The sequence below is a fragment of the Alteromonas sp. W364 genome (assembly GCF_031846205.1).
GTDB lineage: Bacteria > Pseudomonadota > Gammaproteobacteria > Enterobacterales > Alteromonadaceae > Glaciecola > Glaciecola blandensis.
Genome location: NZ_JAVRID010000001.1, coordinates 605,635 through 623,968 on the forward strand (window position 1 = coordinate 605,635; position 18,334 = coordinate 623,968).

The window sequence follows — 18,334 nt, forward strand, 5'->3', positions numbered from 1 at the left end:
CATAGCGACTGATCCGACCATTAACACAAACAACAAGTTGATACCTTCGTATCCAATCCTAGCAACCTTTCGAGTACAAATAGTGTAGAATTTGGGCTTTAAGTCGATAAGCTTTAATATGCCAGCGTTATCTAACGCATAACAAACAACTATCCACAAGGGTGACACATGCAAGAAGCCGAAATGCCTGTAGAATCAATGTCTGAGGATGACCAAAAGCTAAATGATAAAATAGATTTTGCTTCGGTCATGGCTGTTGCAGTTCACGATATGAAAAACTCGTTGAGTTTGCTCCTTCATACAATTGAAGAGTTGCACACTCAAATACCCACAACCGAATCGAAGTCACAAGAATACATCGTTGACTTGCATTATGAAGCAAGCCGCATGAACACGACATTAGTGCAGGTTCTTTCATTATATCGCTCAGGCTTAGATGCCCTTCCATTGCACGTGGATGAATGTTTTATTTTCGACTTAGCCGAAGAATTAGTTGAATCCAATAGAACTTACACGAAACAAAAAGATATCGATGTTAATATAAAACTCGATGAAGAATTGTCTTGGTACATGGACAAGGATTTGTTATTTTTGTTGATGAACGATGTCCTCGTTAATGCGATGCGCTATGGTGCAAAAAGCATCGATATTCGTGCTGAAATAAAAGACGAATTTTTATGTTTAACGGTAGAAGATGACGGCCATGGTTATCCGCAAAGCATGCTCGATATGTCAGCAGCTGCAATGGATACCTTGTGCATTAGCGAAGGAAGAACTGGCTTGGGGCTATATTTTGCAAGAATGATAGCGCTGGCTCATAAGAATAAAAATAGACAAGGAAGCATTCAACTGAGTAATAATAGTGTTACTGGTGGTAGTATCTTCACGGTACTTTTACCTTAAGGGAAATGTAACAATACTCCGGAACGGAAATATAAAATGAGTTACACCATTGTAATACTGCTTATCGCTATTTTGATCATTGCTGGCATATCTGCGAGTGCGGTCCAGCAACATAAAGAGCGAAAAGAAACACAAAAAAGAGAAGAAGTCAGTCGTCAACGCGCTATCATTGACGAAACTGAGGCCGCTTTGACCGCGGCAGGTCAAATGCCAGTATCTCAGCAACTCATCGCTATCCTTCTGAAACGCATACATAACGCGATAAAATCAAGTTTAGAAAAAAGCCCAAACCCAGACCTTAAGCAACGCTTGGGGGAAACCACAGCGAACCTTAAAAACGTTGAGATTGCCCAACCGCCTCCAGACCAAAGTGCGTTTCAGCTGCCGTCGAACGACAAGGTCATTATTAAGTACATTCAAGCAGTAAAGAAATTACGGGTTATTTTGCGCTCAGAGCAAGGTAAAGGAAATATTTCACCAAAGGTTTTTGCGTTTGAAGACAAGAGTCTTGAGCGCTTGCAGCTTCGTGTGAACATTGAAACCTTAAATAAACGTGCGAATGATGCCTTGACGTCTGGGATGCAAGGCAGTGCAAGACAGTATTTAGAAAAAGCAGTCCACGCGCTTAAGTCTCACAAGCCACAAGATGAATACACAGCGCAAAGAGTCGCTGACTTCGAGAAAGTACTTAATAGTTTAGAGAGTGCCATGAAGGAAGCGAACCTTGCTCAGGTTGCGGCAGAAAAGGCAAAAGAAAGCGAAGATATTGATGAGCTTTTCGCCCCAAAGAAAAAGTGGTAGAGACTCTATTTTTAGGCCTCTACTACAAGCTCAAGGTGCTAATAAACGCACTTGCGATTGCAGATAATGCCGCCTCTTTTGATGTAATATAACCCACCGATTTTACAATATTTAAACCATCTACTTGCTTAGCTACACACCCTTTTGCCCGCATTTGTTCGATACACATAGATGGCACGATTGACACCCCTAAACCTGATGCTACTAAATTCCCAATGGTACTAAATTGAGATGCTTCAGCGGCAACTTTTACCTTCAAATCCTGCTGCTCAAAGGTGTGCTCAATCCAATTTCGCGTGCTCGAACCTCGATTCATTGCAACAAAGGCATGCCCTGATAAATCATTAATTCGAAGGTTTTCAACCTGATTCAAAGTATGGGCCTCGTTCATTATCAATACAAATTCGTCGGTGAATAAAGGTGTAAAATCGACTAAATCATTGTCTTCAGGTGCGAAGCTAAAACCAATTTCAACACGCTGTTCAATGACGCTCTGAATCACGTTCTCCATTACCTCATCAATAACCCTAACTCCTATTCCGGGTTGCGCGTAACCAAACGAGCTCAATAAAGACGGGAGTTTACCTTCTGCAAAGGAAGGCATGGCCGCTATGCTCAATAAGCCCTGTTCTAGGTTAAAAAGTTGCTTTACGTCGAATATAGCATTCTCTAAATCAGCAATGAGCCGCCTTGCAACAGGTAAAAAAGCAGCACCTTCAGGGGTAAGTTTCACACGTCGAGTCGAGCGACTAAACAAACGCCCTCCCAGTTGCTCCTCCAACTTTTTAACCGCGGATGACAGCGCTGGCTGAGACAAATGCATCCGATGAGATGCGTCAGCAAATGATTGAGACTGGGCTACAGCAACAAATGCGCTGATGTTTTTGATGGAGACCAAGTTTATGCTCCTAATAAGCAAAATAAACACAAGCATATTAATAAATTATTTTTATCAATAGGTCAATTAAATCAATTTTACAAAACATAAACCGTGTTAAATACTGTAGTAGAAAATTTACTCAACTATAAAAAGAGGACCTATGGCAGGTTTTGATAAAGTGGTAACAACATACGCCGAGGCAATGGCGGGTTTGAAAGACGATATGACCGTCATTGCCGGCGGATTCGGTTTATGCGGTATTCCTGAAGGATTAATTGCACAGATAAAAACAATGGGCACCAAAGGGCTGACTGTTGTCTCTAATAACTGTGGAGTAGACGGTTTTGGTCTAGGGGTATTGTTAGAAGACAAGCAAATTAAAAAAATGGTGTCTTCGTATGTGGGTGAGAACGCGCTTTTTGAACAGCAGTTACTTAATGGTGAACTAGAAGTTGAATTAACCCCACAAGGCACCCTTGCAGAGAAAATGCGAGCTGGTGGTGCTGGGATTCCTGCATTCTACACTGCGACAGGTTTTGGGACACCTGTTGGTGACGGTAAGGAGAGTCGTGAGTTTGATGGCCGTGACTATATCCTTGAAGAATCTATCACCGGTGACTTTGCCATCGTGAAAGCGTGGAAAGCAGACCGCTACGGTAATTGTGTCTATCGCCATACTGCCATGAACTTCAACCCAATGGCTGCAACAGCAGGCAAAATCACTGTTGTTGAAGTGGAAGAAATTGTAGAGCCGGGTGAACTAGAACCTAGTCAAATTCACACGCCTGGGATTTATGTAGACCGCATTATCCAAGGTAGTTTTGAGAAACGAATTGAGCGTCTTGTTACGTCGAAAGGAGCATAAGCATGGCATTATCAAGAGAACAAATTGCGATGCGTGTCGCTCAAGAGTTTAAAGATGGCGACTACGTTAATTTGGGAATCGGTATCCCCACTCTAGCGGCAAACTACGTGCCAGCTGATATTGAAGTGATGCTTCAATCTGAGAATGGCTTGCTCGGCATGGGTCCTTATCCGAGCGAGGAAGAAGTGGATGCTGATATGATCAACGCTGGAAAAGAAACCGTGACTGCCAGCACGGGTGCGTCGATCTTTTCGTCTGCTGAAAGCTTTGCCATGATCCGTGGCGGCCATGTCGATTTTACAGTACTCGGCGCGTTCGAAGTGGATGTTAATGGAAGTATCGCTTCTTGGATGATCCCAGGCAAGCTAATTAAAGGAATGGGCGGCGCAATGGACTTGGTTGCTGGCGCGAAGAATATCATCGTAACGATGATGCATGCAGACAAGAAAGGTAACTCAAAGCTCCTAGAGGCTTGCACTCTACCCCTAACTGGCGTCAATTGCATTACCCGCATCATTACCGACCTAGCAGTATTGGAAGTCAAAGATCAAGCATTCTACCTGAGAGAGCGCGCGCCGGGCGTTAGTGTAGAAGAGATCCAAGAAAAAACAGCAGGTAAATTAGTGGTTGAGGGCGACGTTGCTGAAATGAATATTTAGTGACTCGAGTTCTCCAAACTCACTTTCCGGATTAATACGAAAGCCCCATTTATGTTTATTTGGGGTTTTTCTTTTATACCTGCGCCATTTAGCGGATAATAACACCTAGGCAATATTAAGAGGTTATCCATTGTTATTTTCTGAGCTCCCTATCAATAATCGAATCGTAAAGTCACTCTCTGTTCAACAAATAGAGGAGATGACTGAAGTTCAGCAAAAGAGCATTCCACATACGCTAAGAGGCAAAGATATTTTGGTGGGTGCGAAAACAGGTTCAGGCAAAACCTTTGCGTTTCTCGTCCCTGCAATCAATAGATTGCTTACAGAAAAAGCGCTAAGCCGTAAAGATCCTCGCGCCATTGTACTCGCGCCAACACGCGAATTAGCAAAGCAAGTTTTTATGCAGGCGAAAAAGCTTTGTAGCAACTTATCCATTTCAACAGCGCTCGTGGTAGGTGGTGAAAACTTTAATGATCAAGTAAAAACCTTGCGTAAAAACCCAGATATTATTGTCGGTACCGCGGGCCGTATTGCAGATCATATTAATGGTAGAAGCTTCTTTTTACATGGTATAGAGCTGCTAATACTAGATGAAGCCGATCGCATGCTGGAACTTGGCTTTTCAGAACAACTCCAGCAAATTCATGCTGCAGCCAATCACCGCAAAAGACAAACCATGATGTTTTCAGCAACCATAGACAGTGCATCCGTTCACGCGATGACTGAAAAGATGTTGAATAGCCCAGAAACGGTAGTCATTGATAATGCCGCAATTCCACATGCAGACATAGAGCAGCGTTTCTATCTATCAGACGGTGTCTCGCACAAAGACCAATTGCTCCTTCGTTCACTTTCCCTCGTTAAAAGAGAGCAAGCCATTGTATTTACCGCAACACGAGAAGATACAGGCAGAATAGCGGATCAATTGAACGAGCAGCACTTACAAGCAATTAGCTTGCACGGTGACCTGGCACAAGCTCAACGCTCCAGTGTCATTAATGCATTTTCGAGAGGCCAACACGCCATTTTAGTCACAACTGATTTAGCATCTCGAGGACTCGATTTATCAAATGTCGCGCTTGTAATTAATTATGACCTTCCGAAATTCGCAGACGAGTACGTACACCGAATTGGACGCACGGGCCGCGCCGGCAACAAGGGTTTAGCGATTTCTTTCGTGAGTAAAAAAGATTGGTTTAGTTTCAGCGCAATTAAAATCAAAATGACTCAGCAGTACGATTTTTCTAGTTATGACGATATTGAAACAAAATTTAGCGGTTTGAAGAAAGCAACGCCAAAGGCTGAAAAAGTAGTCAAAAAGAAAGTCTCTGCCCCCAAAAAGGTGGCTGGTAAAAACAACAAAAAACGTATTACGACGATGGATGCTGTTGATGCTGGTTTCTCACCCATGAAAAGAAAACAAAAACCCGTATTGGACGATATCGTAGATAATGAAGAAACGGATATTACCAAACACTCTGAATAATTGATAAGCATTAACAACATGGACGTTAACGAATGAAAACTGCTTTTCCAATAAGCGCGACTTCCGCAATCTTTACTAGCTTGATATTACCGAGCGTATTTTTTGTCGTAATATTGTTTCTGGTTGATGCTACGAATGAGTATTACTTGTTTTTTACAGCGCTTGCATCACTTTTAACTCAGGTCCTTGGTTTTCATATCCTGTATACAATGATGCGCGCTAGAAAAATAGACCCGCGTCGATTCATTAAACCTCTCAAGCTAGGAGATAAGCGCACCATCATTCAGGTTACCTTGTACCTGTTGGCCGCTTCGTTCTTTTCATTCTATTTATTATATTTGCCATTGGCGCAAGTTTTTCCATCTCTTGTTAATATGCTGGTTCTAGATGCAAGCTCAGTATCGTACGCATTGAGTGAGCCAAACTCAATCATACTGAACATCATCGTATTTCTTAGTATTGTGATTATGGCGCCTGTTTTCGAAGAGTATTTGTTTCGAGGTGTCCTTTTGCAGAGATGGTCACAAAAATGGAATGTGCGTAAAGCAATCATCGTATCATCACTGATTTTTGGTATTTTACATACCGATATCATTGGCGCCTTTTTATACGGCGTAGTGATGAGTTTGCTATATTTAAAAACTCAGTCCTTACTCGTCCCAATACTTTGCCATATGTTAAATAATTTAGTCGCGTGGGCCTTAGATGTGGGATTCTACTCGTATTATGGTTATGACTATGTGCAGAGCATTGAAGATTTTCAGAATGACTGGTGGCCGCTCTTTGTCTTTGGCGTGATTACGCTTGTCTGGACGGTTTACTACTACCTTACCAAATCTCGTTTAGCACTGAAAAAACCTGTAAAGGTTGTGTATTAATACAAAAAAAGCCCTGACTAGGGCTTTTCTCTTCTATTCATTTGATGCTGGGACCTAGTATTCCCACCAACCATCTTTCCACCAGTCAAGAAACTCTTCAAAATCAATAAAGCCGTCACCGTTTTCATCGATCATTGCAAAGCCTTCTTGAACGTTGCCAGCCTTCGTTTTGGGCGACAATACGGTTAGCAATTCAATAAACTCGTGTAAATCAATTTGCCCATTTAAGTCTCTATCGAAAAAATCGAAATCTTTTCTAATTTCCGCAATTTGTGCGTCTGTTAATTTTTTATCTTGGCTCATAATTGATCCTTCACGTCTTTGAGATAAAGTTTACTCCTTTGTACCCGCAGGTGTCTAGGGTAAATATCCTTTATCCCGCATTAATATTAGGAATTTTGTTTATTTTTCAACAAACTGCGCTCTCTTTGTTGTTGCGCTTTTTCTTCACGCTTTTTCGAGATAACAAGCCTTGCTTCAGTGCCAACGTGTTCTTCGTTACGCTCCTTGGCTAGTCTCACTTGTTTCTCACGCTCACGAAATCGTTCTATTTGATCGGGGGTATGCGTGCCATGACAGCGAGGGCAAGTAACACCGGCTTCATATAACTCGCTTTGCTTGTCTTCTTCTGTAATCGGAAGTCGGCAACCGTAGCATTGGTCATAATCGCTTTTTTGTAAATCGTGATTTACCGCTACACGATTGTCAAACACGAAACAATCTCCTTCCCACATGGTTTCGTCTTTTGGCACATCTTCTAAATATTGAAGAATACCGCCTTCCAGGTGATAAACCTCTTCGAAGCCCTGCTCTTTTAAATAAGCAGTGGATTTTTCACATCGGATTCCACCTGTACAAAACATAGCGACCTTTTTGTGCTTGCTTGGGTCGAGTTCTTTCGCCACATAATCGGGAAACTCTCTAAAGGTGCCAGTCTTTGGATTGATAGCATTTTTGAAAGTACCGATATCAATTTCATAATCATTTCGAGTATCAATTAGGGTAACTTCAGGGTCTGAAATGAGGGCATTCCACTCACTCGGTTTAACATATGTTCCCACGGTATTAAGAGGGTCTATACCTTCAACCCCCATAGTCACAATCTCTTTTTTCAATTTTACTTTTGTGCGATAGAACGGCTGCTCTTCATGCAAAGATTCTTTGTGAGATATTGGATTAATGCGTTCATCACTGTTGAGATAATCTAACAGTGCGTCAATCGACTCTCGAGACGCTGAGACAGTACCATTGATGCCTTCACTGGCTAGCAATAAAGTACCTTTGATACTTCTTTCTTCCATAAAACGACGGAGAGGTTCTCTCATCGCTTCGTAGTTATCTAGGCTGACAAATTTGTACAGCGCACATACGATGTAAGTGTTCATAATTATCCTTTTGCTAATTGGAACGTAAAACCAGTGCAAAATTGCGCGCGCACCTTACCAAAATTCACTTAAGTTTTAAAGCTTGAAATGATACCTCGGCGGCGTTTATATAAGTTCTGAAGCTTTTGGGATGAGGTCGTACAAGAGTGTTGAATCGAGTGGAGTTTGCTGATCTAAGTCAGTGTCGCTATTTTGTGTTTCTGCCGCTACATCTAAATATCGGCGATGTGTATGGTACGACGTATTTTCAATAATGGTCGGGTCGATATGAGTAGGCGTTCTGAATTCAGCTAAGCCTTGAGGATGCATGGATTTCATTAATAATAAACCAGCGTTATCTTGAGCACTGACCAGTGCGCTATACTCGGGTTGATGAGCAAAATCGGATGTTTGTTGGTTAATATTAGCTCTTCGATAATGATGTGTTTCTATATCAGCGAATATGATTTCATCCGTTGAATCATTATCTACAAACCTAGTTTGTTGACTCAAGTCGAGATCAACCATCGACAAGTACAGATAAAATAAGCTTTTGTCTGTATTGAGCGCACGTGTGCTTTGGTTTAAGCGTTGTGCTTGGCTAAATTCTATAGGGTCAAGTTTATTCATCAGTTCGATAGTGCAAACGGGTATAATTTGTTATCGTCTGTAGGTAGGATTTACTCAAGTAATTAAGTAAGGAAACGATAATTAATTAACATCCGTGATGTTTCCAAAGCTATTTCCACATCACTATTTCTTTCTCATCAGATAAGGTCTTAACTCTCTTATGGACAAGCTGGATTACGCTGACAAACGATGCTTAGTGGTAGAAGATAGACGTCCATTTCTGAACTTGCTAAAAGGTTTGTTAACCAGTCTTGGTGCAAAGAAAATTGATACCGAGTTATCAGCCGAATCTGCATTGAAATCATGTAAAAAAGTATCTTATGACATCGTCGTCTGTGATCTTCACTTGGGACCAAATAGAAAAAATGGCTTTGAGTTCCTAGAAGAAATTAGAAAACTCCATCTAATAAAACCTTCAGCTGTATTTATGATGATCAGCGGAGACAGTGCTCGCTCGATGGTGCTTGGCTCTCTTGAGAAACAACCAGACGACTACCTTGTTAAGCCTTTTTCACAGGCACAACTGAACGCCCGAATTACGCGCGCAAAAAACAAACGCTTAGCTTTATCAGCGCTGTACAGCCAAATTGAACACGAAAAATACGCACTCAGCATTGACACCTGCCAACACTTTTTAGAGGTTGGTACAAAATATACTGCCCACTGCACCCAAATTTTAGTGCAACTATTCTGGAAAACCGAAGAATACGATAAAGCCGAAGAACTCCTTCAGAAAGTGTTGGACGAGCGCTCAACGCAATGGGCGTTAAGTGCTATGGCAAAAACACAGTTACTCAAGAAAAATTACCAAGCAGCCATAGAACTCTCGAAGAAAGCCATTGATTCATCGCGTAATGACGTCGAATCGTATGACATTCTATCAGAAGCCTATCTTGAAAATGATATGCCGGACGAAGCGTTAAAATATATCAAAGATGCGATTGCCTTATCTCCACTATCTATTCAGCGCCATTATATGGTGTGTAAGATTGCTCGAGTCAATGATGACTTTGAAACAGCAATGCACTCTTCACAGTCGATTTTTGAATTATCTCAACGCTCGGTGCACCGCAGTGTCAATCACATGTGTACTTACATTAGAAGTATCCTAGATGCTGCTGAACACGCAGACAATAAAAAAACCTCTCACCGCTTAATGACCGATGCAGCTATGGTTTTGAAAAAAATTAAACTTGATGAAAATGCTGTAAAAATGGAAGAAGGCTTCGACTTCGATATCTTTGAGAAGTTAATTAACTCCCGATTGTCACATTTAGAAGGCAAACAAACTGAAAGTAAAGTGGCCTTAGAAGAGTCTCAGATAAAGATTGAACAACAGTTTTCCGAATTTCCTGTTGGCCTTGCCGCCGACAGTTTAAAAATCATGTTGGACTTAGGTGACTTTGAAGAAGCAGCAAAGGTCAGTAAAGCGCTAGCCGAGCAAGGTCATGACTTAGACGACAACATTCGATTTTCTATCGACAATGCGTTCAAACAAGTGAAAGAACAGCAGAGTATTTATATAAAATTCAACAAGCAAGGTATCGAGCACTACAGTAATGGCCGATTCATTGCCGCCTATGATGCATTTAAACAAGCGAAAGAGATATCTCCTGCTAACATTGGAGTGACACTAAACTTATTGCAAAGCGTTATTAAGCGCTTAGAAGGTGAATCAATGGGTGACGCAAGTCTGCAGCATGAGTGCAGAGAGCACTATCGATATATCAATAACATGCCATTGAGAAATGTTCATCAACACAAATTTGACAATATGAAAGATGATGCTGAAAAAGTCATGACCAAATAGTGAACTCGAATGAAAAAAAACGACATTCCAGCACAACAATTTGTCCATGCAATGGATCATATTACCGATGCTGTGGTGATCATCAGTCCTCAAGGCTTCGTTTCATTTATCAACGATAAATTTATCTCATTCTTTCCTGGTCGCGAAAAGCATGAGCTGATGAATCAAAACATCAAATTTCTTGTTTGTTATATTGTTGAAAGAATTCACGACTCCGAAACGAGAAGTAGACCGGCCCTCCAACGTTTCATCTGTAACAAAATAAGCAGTTCAACTGCCATCAGTGTTGACTTTCAAAAACAAGATGGTCGCCATGTGAAGTACACTGATCAAGGTTTAGCTGACGGTTCTAGAGTGGGTATTTTTTCTGACGAAAGTGCTATATCAGCCCTCCACAAACAGTTCGAAACTGCTTGTGACGAAGCTGAAAAATTGAGTCAGGCTAAAAGTGCCTTCATGGCAGCAATGAGCCATGAAGTTAAAACGCCGCTGAATGCAATCATCAGCATGTTAGATTTATGTTCTTTAGATGACTACATCGGCAATAACGAGTATATACAGCGTATTCAAAAGAACGCTGATAATTTACTAGGATTAATCAATAACGTTCTTGATTTTACAAAGATTGAGGCGAATAAAGTCACCCTTTCCCCCACTTCTTGCAATATAAGAACCCTCTGTGAAAATATTATTGAAAGCTTTAGTGCTAGCGCGCTAAAACAACATACGCAACTCACGCTATTTGTTGACCCTCGACTTCCCACAGAAATTGAGGTTGACGATATTAGGCTAAGACAGGTCTTGAATAACCTGATTAGTAATGGTCTAAAGTTTACAAATGCATCGCACCCAAAACTGTCACTGTTTATACGCTACCATCAGCATGAAAAACGAATTGAATGCTGCGTACAAGACAACGGTATAGGGATTTCCGAGGAACAGCAAAAATATATATTTGCGGGCTTTGAGCAGGCATCCACTGACATTCACAGAAAGTTTGGTGGTACTGGTTTAGGCTTAAGTATTTGCCAAAAGATCTCTTGGTTGATGAATGGAAGCCTTAAAGTCGACAGTGTGCTCAATAAAGGCACCAAATTTACATTTAGCTTTCCATGTATAGAAAGTAGCATTGCAGAAAGCCCCGCATTACCAAACCTTCAAGACAAATTAATTCTCTGCAATGACCCTAGCCTATTTAAATGCCTCAATCTCTATCGTCCGTTTTTTCGTTTCCAAACCCGTTTTTGCGCAGAATTACCTGAACCTTTAAATGATAATGAATTCATCTGTGTTTCTCCAAGCAACAGCGCAAATTATCAAGATTGGTTAGAACAATTATCACATGACTCACGCAAACGGGTCAGTCAAATAGGAAATGCTAGCTCTGATACTAGACCAAAGAGCGATATATATTCCTTATCGTCAATGCCCCTGCGTTTGGGCGAGTTACTAGATTTTTTGTCCAGCGAGCAAACTCAAGCGTTTTCAAAAGCGTCGAGCAATACGTCTAGCAACAAGCAACAGCATGGCGTAGCTCAGGACCCTGACACCTTTTTCTTCGATGATATGACTGCACTCGTTGTGGAAGATAATAAAGACAATATGTTTGTTTTTGAGCGTCAACTACAAAGGCTAAATGTGAGCGCCGATTTCGTGCTGTCACCAGATGAGGCAATCACACGGTTTAAGGAACAGAATTACGATGTAGTGCTGAGTGATTTTCAAATGCCTCAACTAAATGGTGCACAATTGATCAGACGTTTACGTGCTATTGAACAGCTTCAACACAGACACGCTTGTCAAATGTTCATTGTGACTGCGGATAAAACACAATCGTGTTTTGATGATTGCCTAGCTGCAGGTGCTAACGAAGTTGTAATGAAGCCCTTAACACTCTCAAGTCTTTCTTCATTATTTGAAACTGCCCAGTTTCTTTTGCGAGATATTCACGAAACGAAGGTGCCTGCTTCCCAATCCCGTGACGATATAATTTACCAAATTGATGTTCTTAAAGATATTTTGGGAAGCGTTTCCGAACAAGAATTGAAAGATTTTATGGCCCAGTATTTAATCAACTTTGCCACAGCGACCGATTCCTTGAGCGCCGCAATCAGCCAAGCTGACTGGAAAAAGGTCGGCGGCTTGGCCCACTCTCTGAAGAGCAGCTCTTTAATTATTGGGGCACAAGGTTTGAGCCGAGTCTGTGTAGAATTAGAAAATGCATGCAACGAAGGTGCAAGTGCACAAAAAGAGCACTCTGTGCACACTATATGGCCAGCGGTACAAACACAAATAACCACATTGCGTGATGCGCTAAGACTAAATTATGAATAAGGTGTCGATTTAATGCCATCTACTACTATTGCAAATGTCATTATTGTTGGAGGTAATAGTCAGCAAGACCAGGCTTTGATTGACCTCGTAAACGATTATTTTAAAGCGGTAGAAACCACTCAAGACCTAAAGCAAGTTTGCAAATTAATGCTTGAACCAAAATCAAAACTGTTTGTTTTCATTGGTAATACCTTGGGCATTTGTTTAGCTTCATATTATAAATGTTTATCGGTTATCAAGAAAAACGCTCATTGCGAACACAAAGTCGTCACTGCCATCCCTCGTAAATATGAACATGAAGCGTTTCAGGCGTACCAAGACCACGTTATAGATGATTACCTTGTTTGCCGTCCAATTTATGAAAAAAACCGGACAGTTCAGGTCTTACAAAAACAACTACACGAGCTAAAGCAAACCAAGGTAGCAAATTATAGTTTGGCAGGATTTCTTGATGCCTCTACTCATTATTCGGATGAACTGATAGCACTCATCACTGAAGGTTTAGCTGAAAAACATAAAAAGAACAGTAAGCTACAAAGTATCAGTCAGACAACCGAGCTGTATTTAGAAGATGCTATTAAACAAATTCAGCAACAACGCATACCTCAGTTAAATTTTGATGATTTGCTCCAAACTTTGGTCGCGCCGCCCTACTTACTCCCCGTCGATGTGAGTCAAAGTATCAAACAAAAAACAACCGAACTGCTGCATTATGCTTTCGAATTACTGCAAAACGAGACTGGTTTAGCAAACTCAAGCTTTGAACCACCAATACAGTTAGACAATGAAGGTATTGAAAACAACCATACTGGCATACTCGAATTAAGTGAGACGGAACCCGGCATATTACTTGTCGAAGATGATGTGCTTAGCTTACAGCTTAGCAAAACCTTATTTGCGAAACGGTCGGTTGCTTTAGATACTGCTAGCAATGGGAACAGTGCACTGCGAAAAATCAATGAAAAACAATACAGCTTGATTCTGATGGATATCAACCTGCCTGATAGCTCAGGTGTTCATGTTGTTGAGAGCACTATTGGCGGAGATGGGCCCAACAAACAGACACCGTTCATAATGCTCAGTGGGAATAAAAGTAAATCGATGGTAGATGAAGCGATAAAAACTGGCGCCACGGGCTATTTAGTAAAACCCTTAAAAAGCGCCAGCATCGATAAGTTGTTCGCCAGGTTTAAGCTCTCTGGCAAGACAACAGACTAAGCACTAGTCTCCGAGTAAGTCTTGTACGTCATCACTAAAATCTGCAATTTCAGCAATGAGGTGTTTACGCTGTTTTTCAGTAACAAGGGTGTCGACTGCTAATAAAAATTCTTTGTATTTATTTCCATTCTCTAGGTTTCTTCTATTCAATTCTTCACCACGAAAAACTTCAGGATACAGTAATAACTCTTGTAAACGCTGCTGGAAATTTACGCCTCGATCCTGTTCTTGGAAAAGCCCCTTCAGCTCTGCTTGATAACGTTCCCGGTAAGCTTGCCACAAAGCCCCGTTACGATGATATTGACCATACATATTCTCGATTAGACGATCCTGTTCTGGAGTTAACGCACCCAGCCATTTTTTAAGGTTCTTTTTATTACGCTTTAAGCCGTCTTTTTTGCGCTTAGCTTCACTTTTTTCTTGTCGTTCAGCACGCTCCTCTGCTTCTTCCTCATTTTGCTTGTCTATTTCTGCAAACATATCCTCGATTTGTTGTTCATTCAGAAGCGGTGCTAATGTGACGAGGTCGGGTACAATGCGTGTTTTTAAACGGAGCCAGTGTTCGGCGGCTTTGTCCTGATGATAGTCCATCCTAGCCATACTGATACTTTGACTACGAATATCTTCAGAAAGCTCAGATAAATGAGCTAAATACTTGGGCAACTCTTCACTTTTATGCCAACTCAACCATTGCTGAAGTTTTATATCAACGGCTTCTTCTTGCTCGCTCGTTAACTCAATATAATCATCTATATACCAATAAGCTAACCAATCTAGGTTGTTGTAGGCAAACTTGGTCGAACAGCCCGATATCAGAATGACAAAACCGATTATTAGGAATTTTTTCACTCTCATCTTCTCCATTGTGAAAGTTTTGTTATGCTACAAGTTATACGACAACAATTACAATAAAGGTTTCCAATGCCCGTAAATAAAATTGCAGTACTTACCTCAGGTGGCGATGCGCCAGGCATGAATGCTTGTATCAGAGCAATTTGTTTGGCCTGTGAACACGAAGGTATTGAAGTCATTGGTTATACACATGGGTATAATGGCCTGCTACGCCAAGACTGGCGGACTCTGGAGCGCGCAGATGTTTACAACCTCATTCAGCGAGGTGGCACCATATTGTACAGTGCGCGCTGTGATAAATTTAAAACCAAGGAAGGCGCTGAACTTGCCGCAAAAAACCTTGACGAGTTAAATGTCGACGCACTCATTGTTATCGGTGGTAATGGCTCATTCATGGGTTTAGAGCATCTACAAACTGTTTGGGATAAGCCTGTGGTAGGGATACCCGGTACCATTGACAATGATATATCCGGCACCGATTTTACGATCGGTTTTCATACCGCAATCCAAACCGCAGTCGAATCGATCGACAAAGTAAGAGATACCGCAGAAGCATTTGAACGTATATTCTTAGTAGAAGTGATGGGAAGAGAAGCCGGTTTTATTGCCTTAGATTCTGCTATCAGTTCTGGCTCCGATCATGTTTTAGTCCCAGAGTTGTTTACCTCAGCAGCAGAAGAGTTGGTTAAAATCCTTGATAAACTCGAAGTGCGTCGGAAAAACAAAACGAATCCGAGCCATATTATCATCATAACTGAAAATCTGTGGCCTGGAGGATTACAAGTGCTAGCCGATTCTTTAGCCTCTGAGACTGGTTTTGATCTTCGAGTCCTTACTCTTGGACATGTTCAACGTGGGGGTTCGCCGGTCAGTAAAGATAGGATGTTAGCAACAAGACTCGGCGCTTTCGCTGTAGAAAGCTTATTAAATGGAGCACGAGGTGTCATGGTAGGCGAAACACATACTAAACCAGTACTAGTGCCACTAGAGCAGACCAGAACAACGACTAAAAACCTGAATCGTTATTCGGTGGAGATACTAGATCGCATTACGCGTTTGGGATAACCAGTAGGTACAAGCACCTGATCTTGATACTTAGGCAAAGGCGCAATCATGCGCCATGCCACAATGCTTTGTGATTAATAGCTGATGTTCATGCGTTTCAGCCAATGCACCCACCACCACGCCGGCCCCACTAACAAGTAGCGTAAATCTTCGAAAAATGAAGGTTTTTTGCCTTCAATATTATGCCCAATAAACTGTAAGACCCACATCACGACAAAGAGTGCGAGGCTGAACATCCATACTGAAATATCAAACATGACCAAGACTTTGATTACGCCAAATGCGGCAAGCGTGAGCAAGGTCATGGCTGCGCCAATGGGCCCAGAGAGCTTAAAATAGTAATACAGAGTTGGGATAGCCAGTATGTGGGCAAAGGTGATATTCATTGCACTCATGAACTCGGGCACTGGAATAGACCAGATAAGGCCAATCGTCACAAAATAAATGGACGGTACCGCAATGGCGTGGATCAAGATATTCGTTTTATTCGTATGACTTTCACCATAATGATTGATGAGTCGTTCTACTTCGCGCATGTTACACCTCAAGTTGTATTACTTTTGCCAGACTTTTACAGACCTAGCTGCAAAGTCACGAACTTATACTTATTATTTTATCGGCTTACGTTCATTATTAACAACGAGTTTACATTGTGAATCTATCTTGCTCAAGCGATGCTTTCATTGAGTCTACATGCTAGTCTTCTAGAACATAAATTCAATACCATCCCGATTAACCTTAGGTATACCGTATGACCGCGCAGTTAGTTTATAAGATCAGTCCTTCATCATTGAGCGAGCATTTGTTTTCTGTCTCAATAAATGTACCAAGTAGTGAATCTCAATCATTGCATTTCAGCTTACCAGCATGGATCCCAGGAAGTTACATGATCCGTGACTTTGCACGAAATATTCACCAAATTTCAGCGAAAGATGAAAACGGTGCTGAACTGAGTATTGTGCAAACAGATAAACAATCTTGGGAAGTCATCAATGAAGGGAAAGCGGTTCAAGTAGACTATTTAGTGTACGCTTTTGACTTGTCTGTTCGTGGCGCTTATTTATTCGACGAATATGCATTCTTTAATGGTACGAGTACTTTCTTAGAAGTAAAAGAAATGAGCAACAGACCAATCTCATTATCTATCACCAATAATCAAGTTGACCAAAACTGGCGTATCGCTTGTTCTTTTACCAGTGTTGCTGAACATAAAAATGATGAAGAGACTGTTTATGAATACCTCTGTGAGGACTATCAGGAACTTATCGATCATCCTGTGCTACTTGGTCAATTTGAGCAACACACATTCGAAGTAGGTGAAACGAAGTTTCACTTAGTACTGTCTGGTAGCACGCAAACTGATATTAAAAAAATATGTCGCGATCTAAGACCTTTATGTGAACACCACATGACTATGTTTGATGGTTTTCCGGAAGAAGAATACTGGTTTATTACACTTCTTACAGAAGACGGTTTTGGTGGCTTAGAACACCGTGCATCAACCGCACTGATGTATCCCCGCTTCCACTTACCTATGAAACAAGACTTCAAGGATACGAGCGATGATGATTGGCGCAGTGCAGATTATCAACGCTTTCTTAGTTTATGCAGTCATGAGCTTTTCCACACTTGGCACGTTAAACGAAATAAACCAGAAGTGATGATTAGCCCTGACTTAAGCCAAGAAGCTTATATGGAGCAGTTATGGATTTATGAAGGCTTCACTAGCCTTTATGACGATTTGAGTCTGGCTCGCAGCAAACTGATTACACATGAGCGCTATGCGCAGATATTAGCCGAGAACTTAACTCGGCTAATTAGAACACAGGGGCGTCATTCACAAACAGTGACTGAATCTAGTTTTAATGCGTGGACCAAATTTTATAAGCAAGACGCTGGATCACACAACCATATCGTCAGTTATTACAATAAAGGCGCTATCGTTGCACTGTTACTAGATATCACCTTACGTGATTTATCCGCCGGAAAGTACTGTTTAGATAACGTGATGCAAATACTTTGGCGAGACTATGGTTCCAAAAATATCGGCACCCACGATCACGTTATACACGATATCTGCAAAGCGCATTTCGATATTGATATTTCCGCCTTCTTAGATATTGCTATTTACAGCACTATTGATTTGCCATATTCGCAAATGCTGTCTTCTATCGGTTTAAAACTGCATTATCGCAGCCGCAGCGGCCTGAAGGACCTTGGTGGCACACCTGCCGACAAAGTCGCCTTGAGTGGTTTTGGCGCAAGCTATCAGGACAAGGACAGCGGAGTCATTTTACAATCAGTGCAAGATGGTTCTCCAGCCAGTAGAGCCGGATTACAAATTGGAGATATATTGATAGCTATCGATAAGTGGCAAGTGAGCAGCACGACCTTGCAGTCTATCTTAGATAGTTACGCGTCGGATATAAATACAGCAGCAGAAAACAGTATGGTCACATTGACCTATTTGCGACAAGGCCGATTAATACACTCTAGTATGCGCCTTGAGGCAGCTATTCTTGACACGGTTTACTTCAGTATTGAGGATGCCTCAAAATTTGAGCGTTGGATTCAATAAGGTGTTCGCTA

Annotated in this window: 17 protein-coding genes; 11 read left to right on the top strand and 6 right to left on the bottom strand. The window is 41.4% G+C overall.

All coding sequences use genetic code 11. The annotated features are described in order from the left end of the window. The first annotated feature begins 168 nt into the window (after positions 1 to 168). Positions 169 to 903 carry a HAMP domain-containing sensor histidine kinase gene (locus tag RM556_RS02620; protein WP_311360425.1) on the top strand — a complete coding sequence of 245 codons (735 nt, stop codon included), beginning with the start codon at positions 169 to 171 and terminating at the stop codon, positions 901 to 903. Positions 904 to 939: 36 nt separating this feature from the next. Beyond that, positions 940 to 1,704 (top strand): hypothetical protein, encoded by a 765-nt coding sequence (locus RM556_RS02625; protein ID WP_311373763.1) that lies wholly within the window; start codon positions 940 to 942, stop codon positions 1,702 to 1,704. A 22-nt stretch (positions 1,705 to 1,726) separates the two neighbouring features. Here the strand turns inward: RM556_RS02625 and RM556_RS02630 are convergent, their stop codons facing one another. Then, positions 1,727 to 2,602: a LysR family transcriptional regulator gene (locus RM556_RS02630; RefSeq protein ID WP_311360427.1), complete on the bottom strand. Its 876-nt coding sequence runs from the start codon at positions 2,600 to 2,602 to the stop codon at positions 1,727 to 1,729. 142 nt (positions 2,603 to 2,744) lie between these two features. Between RM556_RS02630 and RM556_RS02635 the strand changes: the two genes are divergently transcribed. The 4 genes from RM556_RS02635 to RM556_RS02650 all read left to right on the top strand — a co-directional run bounded on the left by RM556_RS02635 (position 2,745) and on the right by RM556_RS02650 (position 6,472). After that, positions 2,745 to 3,449: a CoA transferase subunit A gene (locus RM556_RS02635; RefSeq protein WP_311360428.1), complete on the top strand. Its 705-nt coding sequence runs from the start codon at positions 2,745 to 2,747 to the stop codon at positions 3,447 to 3,449. Positions 3,450 to 3,451: 2 nt separating this feature from the next. Further along, complete coding sequence (locus RM556_RS02640; RefSeq protein ID WP_311360429.1) at positions 3,452 to 4,108, top strand: CoA transferase subunit B; 657 nt, start codon at positions 3,452 to 3,454, stop codon at positions 4,106 to 4,108. A 130-nt stretch (positions 4,109 to 4,238) separates the two neighbouring features. Further along, positions 4,239 to 5,594 (top strand): DEAD/DEAH box helicase, encoded by a 1,356-nt coding sequence (locus tag RM556_RS02645; protein WP_311373764.1) that lies wholly within the window; start codon positions 4,239 to 4,241, stop codon positions 5,592 to 5,594. A gap of 32 nt (positions 5,595 to 5,626) precedes the next feature. Next, positions 5,627 to 6,472 (top strand): CPBP family intramembrane glutamic endopeptidase, encoded by an 846-nt coding sequence (locus RM556_RS02650; protein ID WP_311360431.1) that lies wholly within the window; start codon positions 5,627 to 5,629, stop codon positions 6,470 to 6,472. A 54-nt stretch (positions 6,473 to 6,526) separates the two neighbouring features. On the opposite strand, the gene RM556_RS02655 is transcribed toward RM556_RS02650, so the two are convergent. The 3 genes from RM556_RS02655 to RM556_RS02665 all read right to left on the bottom strand — a co-directional run bounded on the left by RM556_RS02655 (position 6,527) and on the right by RM556_RS02665 (position 8,466). Continuing rightward, positions 6,527 to 6,775 carry an EF-hand domain-containing protein gene (locus tag RM556_RS02655; RefSeq protein ID WP_311360432.1) on the bottom strand — a complete coding sequence of 83 codons (249 nt, stop codon included), beginning with the start codon at positions 6,773 to 6,775 and terminating at the stop codon, positions 6,527 to 6,529. Positions 6,776 to 6,861: 86 nt separating this feature from the next. Then, positions 6,862 to 7,857, bottom strand: coding sequence for a rhodanese-related sulfurtransferase (locus RM556_RS02660; RefSeq protein WP_311373765.1), 996 nt, complete (start codon positions 7,855 to 7,857; stop codon positions 6,862 to 6,864). 105 nt (positions 7,858 to 7,962) lie between these two features. Beyond that, entirely contained in the window at positions 7,963 to 8,466 is a 504-nt protein-coding gene (locus tag RM556_RS02665) for a hypothetical protein (RefSeq protein ID WP_311373766.1), read from the bottom strand. A gap of 160 nt (positions 8,467 to 8,626) precedes the next feature. Here RM556_RS02665 and RM556_RS02670 point away from each other — a divergent pair, with 160 nt between their 5' ends. The 3 genes from RM556_RS02670 to RM556_RS02680 are packed head-to-tail and all read left to right on the top strand — an operon-like array spanning position 8,627 to position 13,828. After that, the gene (locus RM556_RS02670) at positions 8,627 to 10,276 is read left to right on the top strand and encodes a response regulator (RefSeq protein WP_311360435.1); all 1,650 of its coding nucleotides are present in this window, start codon (positions 8,627 to 8,629) and stop codon (positions 10,274 to 10,276) included. A gap of 9 nt (positions 10,277 to 10,285) precedes the next feature. Continuing rightward, complete coding sequence (locus RM556_RS02675; protein ID WP_311373767.1) at positions 10,286 to 12,610, top strand: ATP-binding protein; 2,325 nt, start codon at positions 10,286 to 10,288, stop codon at positions 12,608 to 12,610. A 12-nt stretch (positions 12,611 to 12,622) separates the two neighbouring features. After that, complete coding sequence (locus RM556_RS02680) at positions 12,623 to 13,828, top strand: response regulator (RefSeq protein ID WP_311373768.1); 1,206 nt, start codon at positions 12,623 to 12,625, stop codon at positions 13,826 to 13,828. A gap of 3 nt (positions 13,829 to 13,831) precedes the next feature. On the opposite strand, the gene RM556_RS02685 is transcribed toward RM556_RS02680, so the two are convergent. Continuing rightward, positions 13,832 to 14,677 (bottom strand): DUF6279 family lipoprotein, encoded by an 846-nt coding sequence (locus RM556_RS02685; RefSeq protein ID WP_311360438.1) that lies wholly within the window; start codon positions 14,675 to 14,677, stop codon positions 13,832 to 13,834. A gap of 72 nt (positions 14,678 to 14,749) precedes the next feature. On the opposite strand from RM556_RS02685, the gene RM556_RS02690 reads away from it, so the two are divergent. Next, positions 14,750 to 15,745 (top strand): ATP-dependent 6-phosphofructokinase, encoded by a 996-nt coding sequence (locus tag RM556_RS02690; protein ID WP_311360439.1) that lies wholly within the window; start codon positions 14,750 to 14,752, stop codon positions 15,743 to 15,745. A 74-nt stretch (positions 15,746 to 15,819) separates the two neighbouring features. Here the strand turns inward: RM556_RS02690 and RM556_RS02695 are convergent, their stop codons facing one another. Continuing rightward, positions 15,820 to 16,281 (bottom strand): Mpo1-like protein, encoded by a 462-nt coding sequence (locus RM556_RS02695; protein ID WP_311360440.1) that lies wholly within the window; start codon positions 16,279 to 16,281, stop codon positions 15,820 to 15,822. A 215-nt stretch (positions 16,282 to 16,496) separates the two neighbouring features. Here RM556_RS02695 and RM556_RS02700 point away from each other — a divergent pair, with 215 nt between their 5' ends. Next, entirely contained in the window at positions 16,497 to 18,323 is a 1,827-nt protein-coding gene (locus RM556_RS02700) for a PDZ domain-containing protein (RefSeq protein ID WP_311373769.1), read from the top strand. Positions 18,324 to 18,334 lie beyond the last annotated feature (11 nt).

Excerpts from the sequence above, each read along its gene's own strand:
- RM556_RS02635 (WP_311360428.1), top strand. The coding sequence starts at position 2,745 with ATGGCAGGTTTTGATAAAGTGGTAACAACATACGCCGAGGCAATGGCG.
- RM556_RS02650 (WP_311360431.1), top strand. The coding sequence starts at position 5,627 with ATGAAAACTGCTTTTCCAATAAGCGCGACTTCCGCAATCTTTACTAGC.
- RM556_RS02700 (WP_311373769.1), top strand. The coding sequence starts at position 16,497 with ATGACCGCGCAGTTAGTTTATAAGATCAGTCCTTCATCATTGAGCGAG.
- RM556_RS02625 (WP_311373763.1), top strand. The coding sequence starts at position 940 with ATGAGTTACACCATTGTAATACTGCTTATCGCTATTTTGATCATTGCT.
- RM556_RS02665 (WP_311373766.1), bottom strand. The coding sequence starts at position 8,466 with ATGAATAAACTTGACCCTATAGAATTTAGCCAAGCACAACGCTTAAAC.
- RM556_RS02660 (WP_311373765.1), bottom strand. The coding sequence starts at position 7,857 with ATGAACACTTACATCGTATGTGCGCTGTACAAATTTGTCAGCCTAGAT.
- RM556_RS02640 (WP_311360429.1), top strand. The coding sequence starts at position 3,452 with ATGGCATTATCAAGAGAACAAATTGCGATGCGTGTCGCTCAAGAGTTT.
- RM556_RS02620 (WP_311360425.1), top strand. The coding sequence starts at position 169 with ATGCAAGAAGCCGAAATGCCTGTAGAATCAATGTCTGAGGATGACCAA.
- RM556_RS02690 (WP_311360439.1), top strand. The coding sequence starts at position 14,750 with ATGCCCGTAAATAAAATTGCAGTACTTACCTCAGGTGGCGATGCGCCA.
- RM556_RS02695 (WP_311360440.1), bottom strand. The coding sequence starts at position 16,281 with ATGCGCGAAGTAGAACGACTCATCAATCATTATGGTGAAAGTCATACG.
- RM556_RS02655 (WP_311360432.1), bottom strand. The coding sequence starts at position 6,775 with ATGAGCCAAGATAAAAAATTAACAGACGCACAAATTGCGGAAATTAGA.
- RM556_RS02675 (WP_311373767.1), top strand. The coding sequence starts at position 10,286 with ATGAAAAAAAACGACATTCCAGCACAACAATTTGTCCATGCAATGGAT.
- RM556_RS02670 (WP_311360435.1), top strand. The coding sequence starts at position 8,627 with ATGGACAAGCTGGATTACGCTGACAAACGATGCTTAGTGGTAGAAGAT.
- RM556_RS02680 (WP_311373768.1), top strand. The coding sequence starts at position 12,623 with ATGCCATCTACTACTATTGCAAATGTCATTATTGTTGGAGGTAATAGT.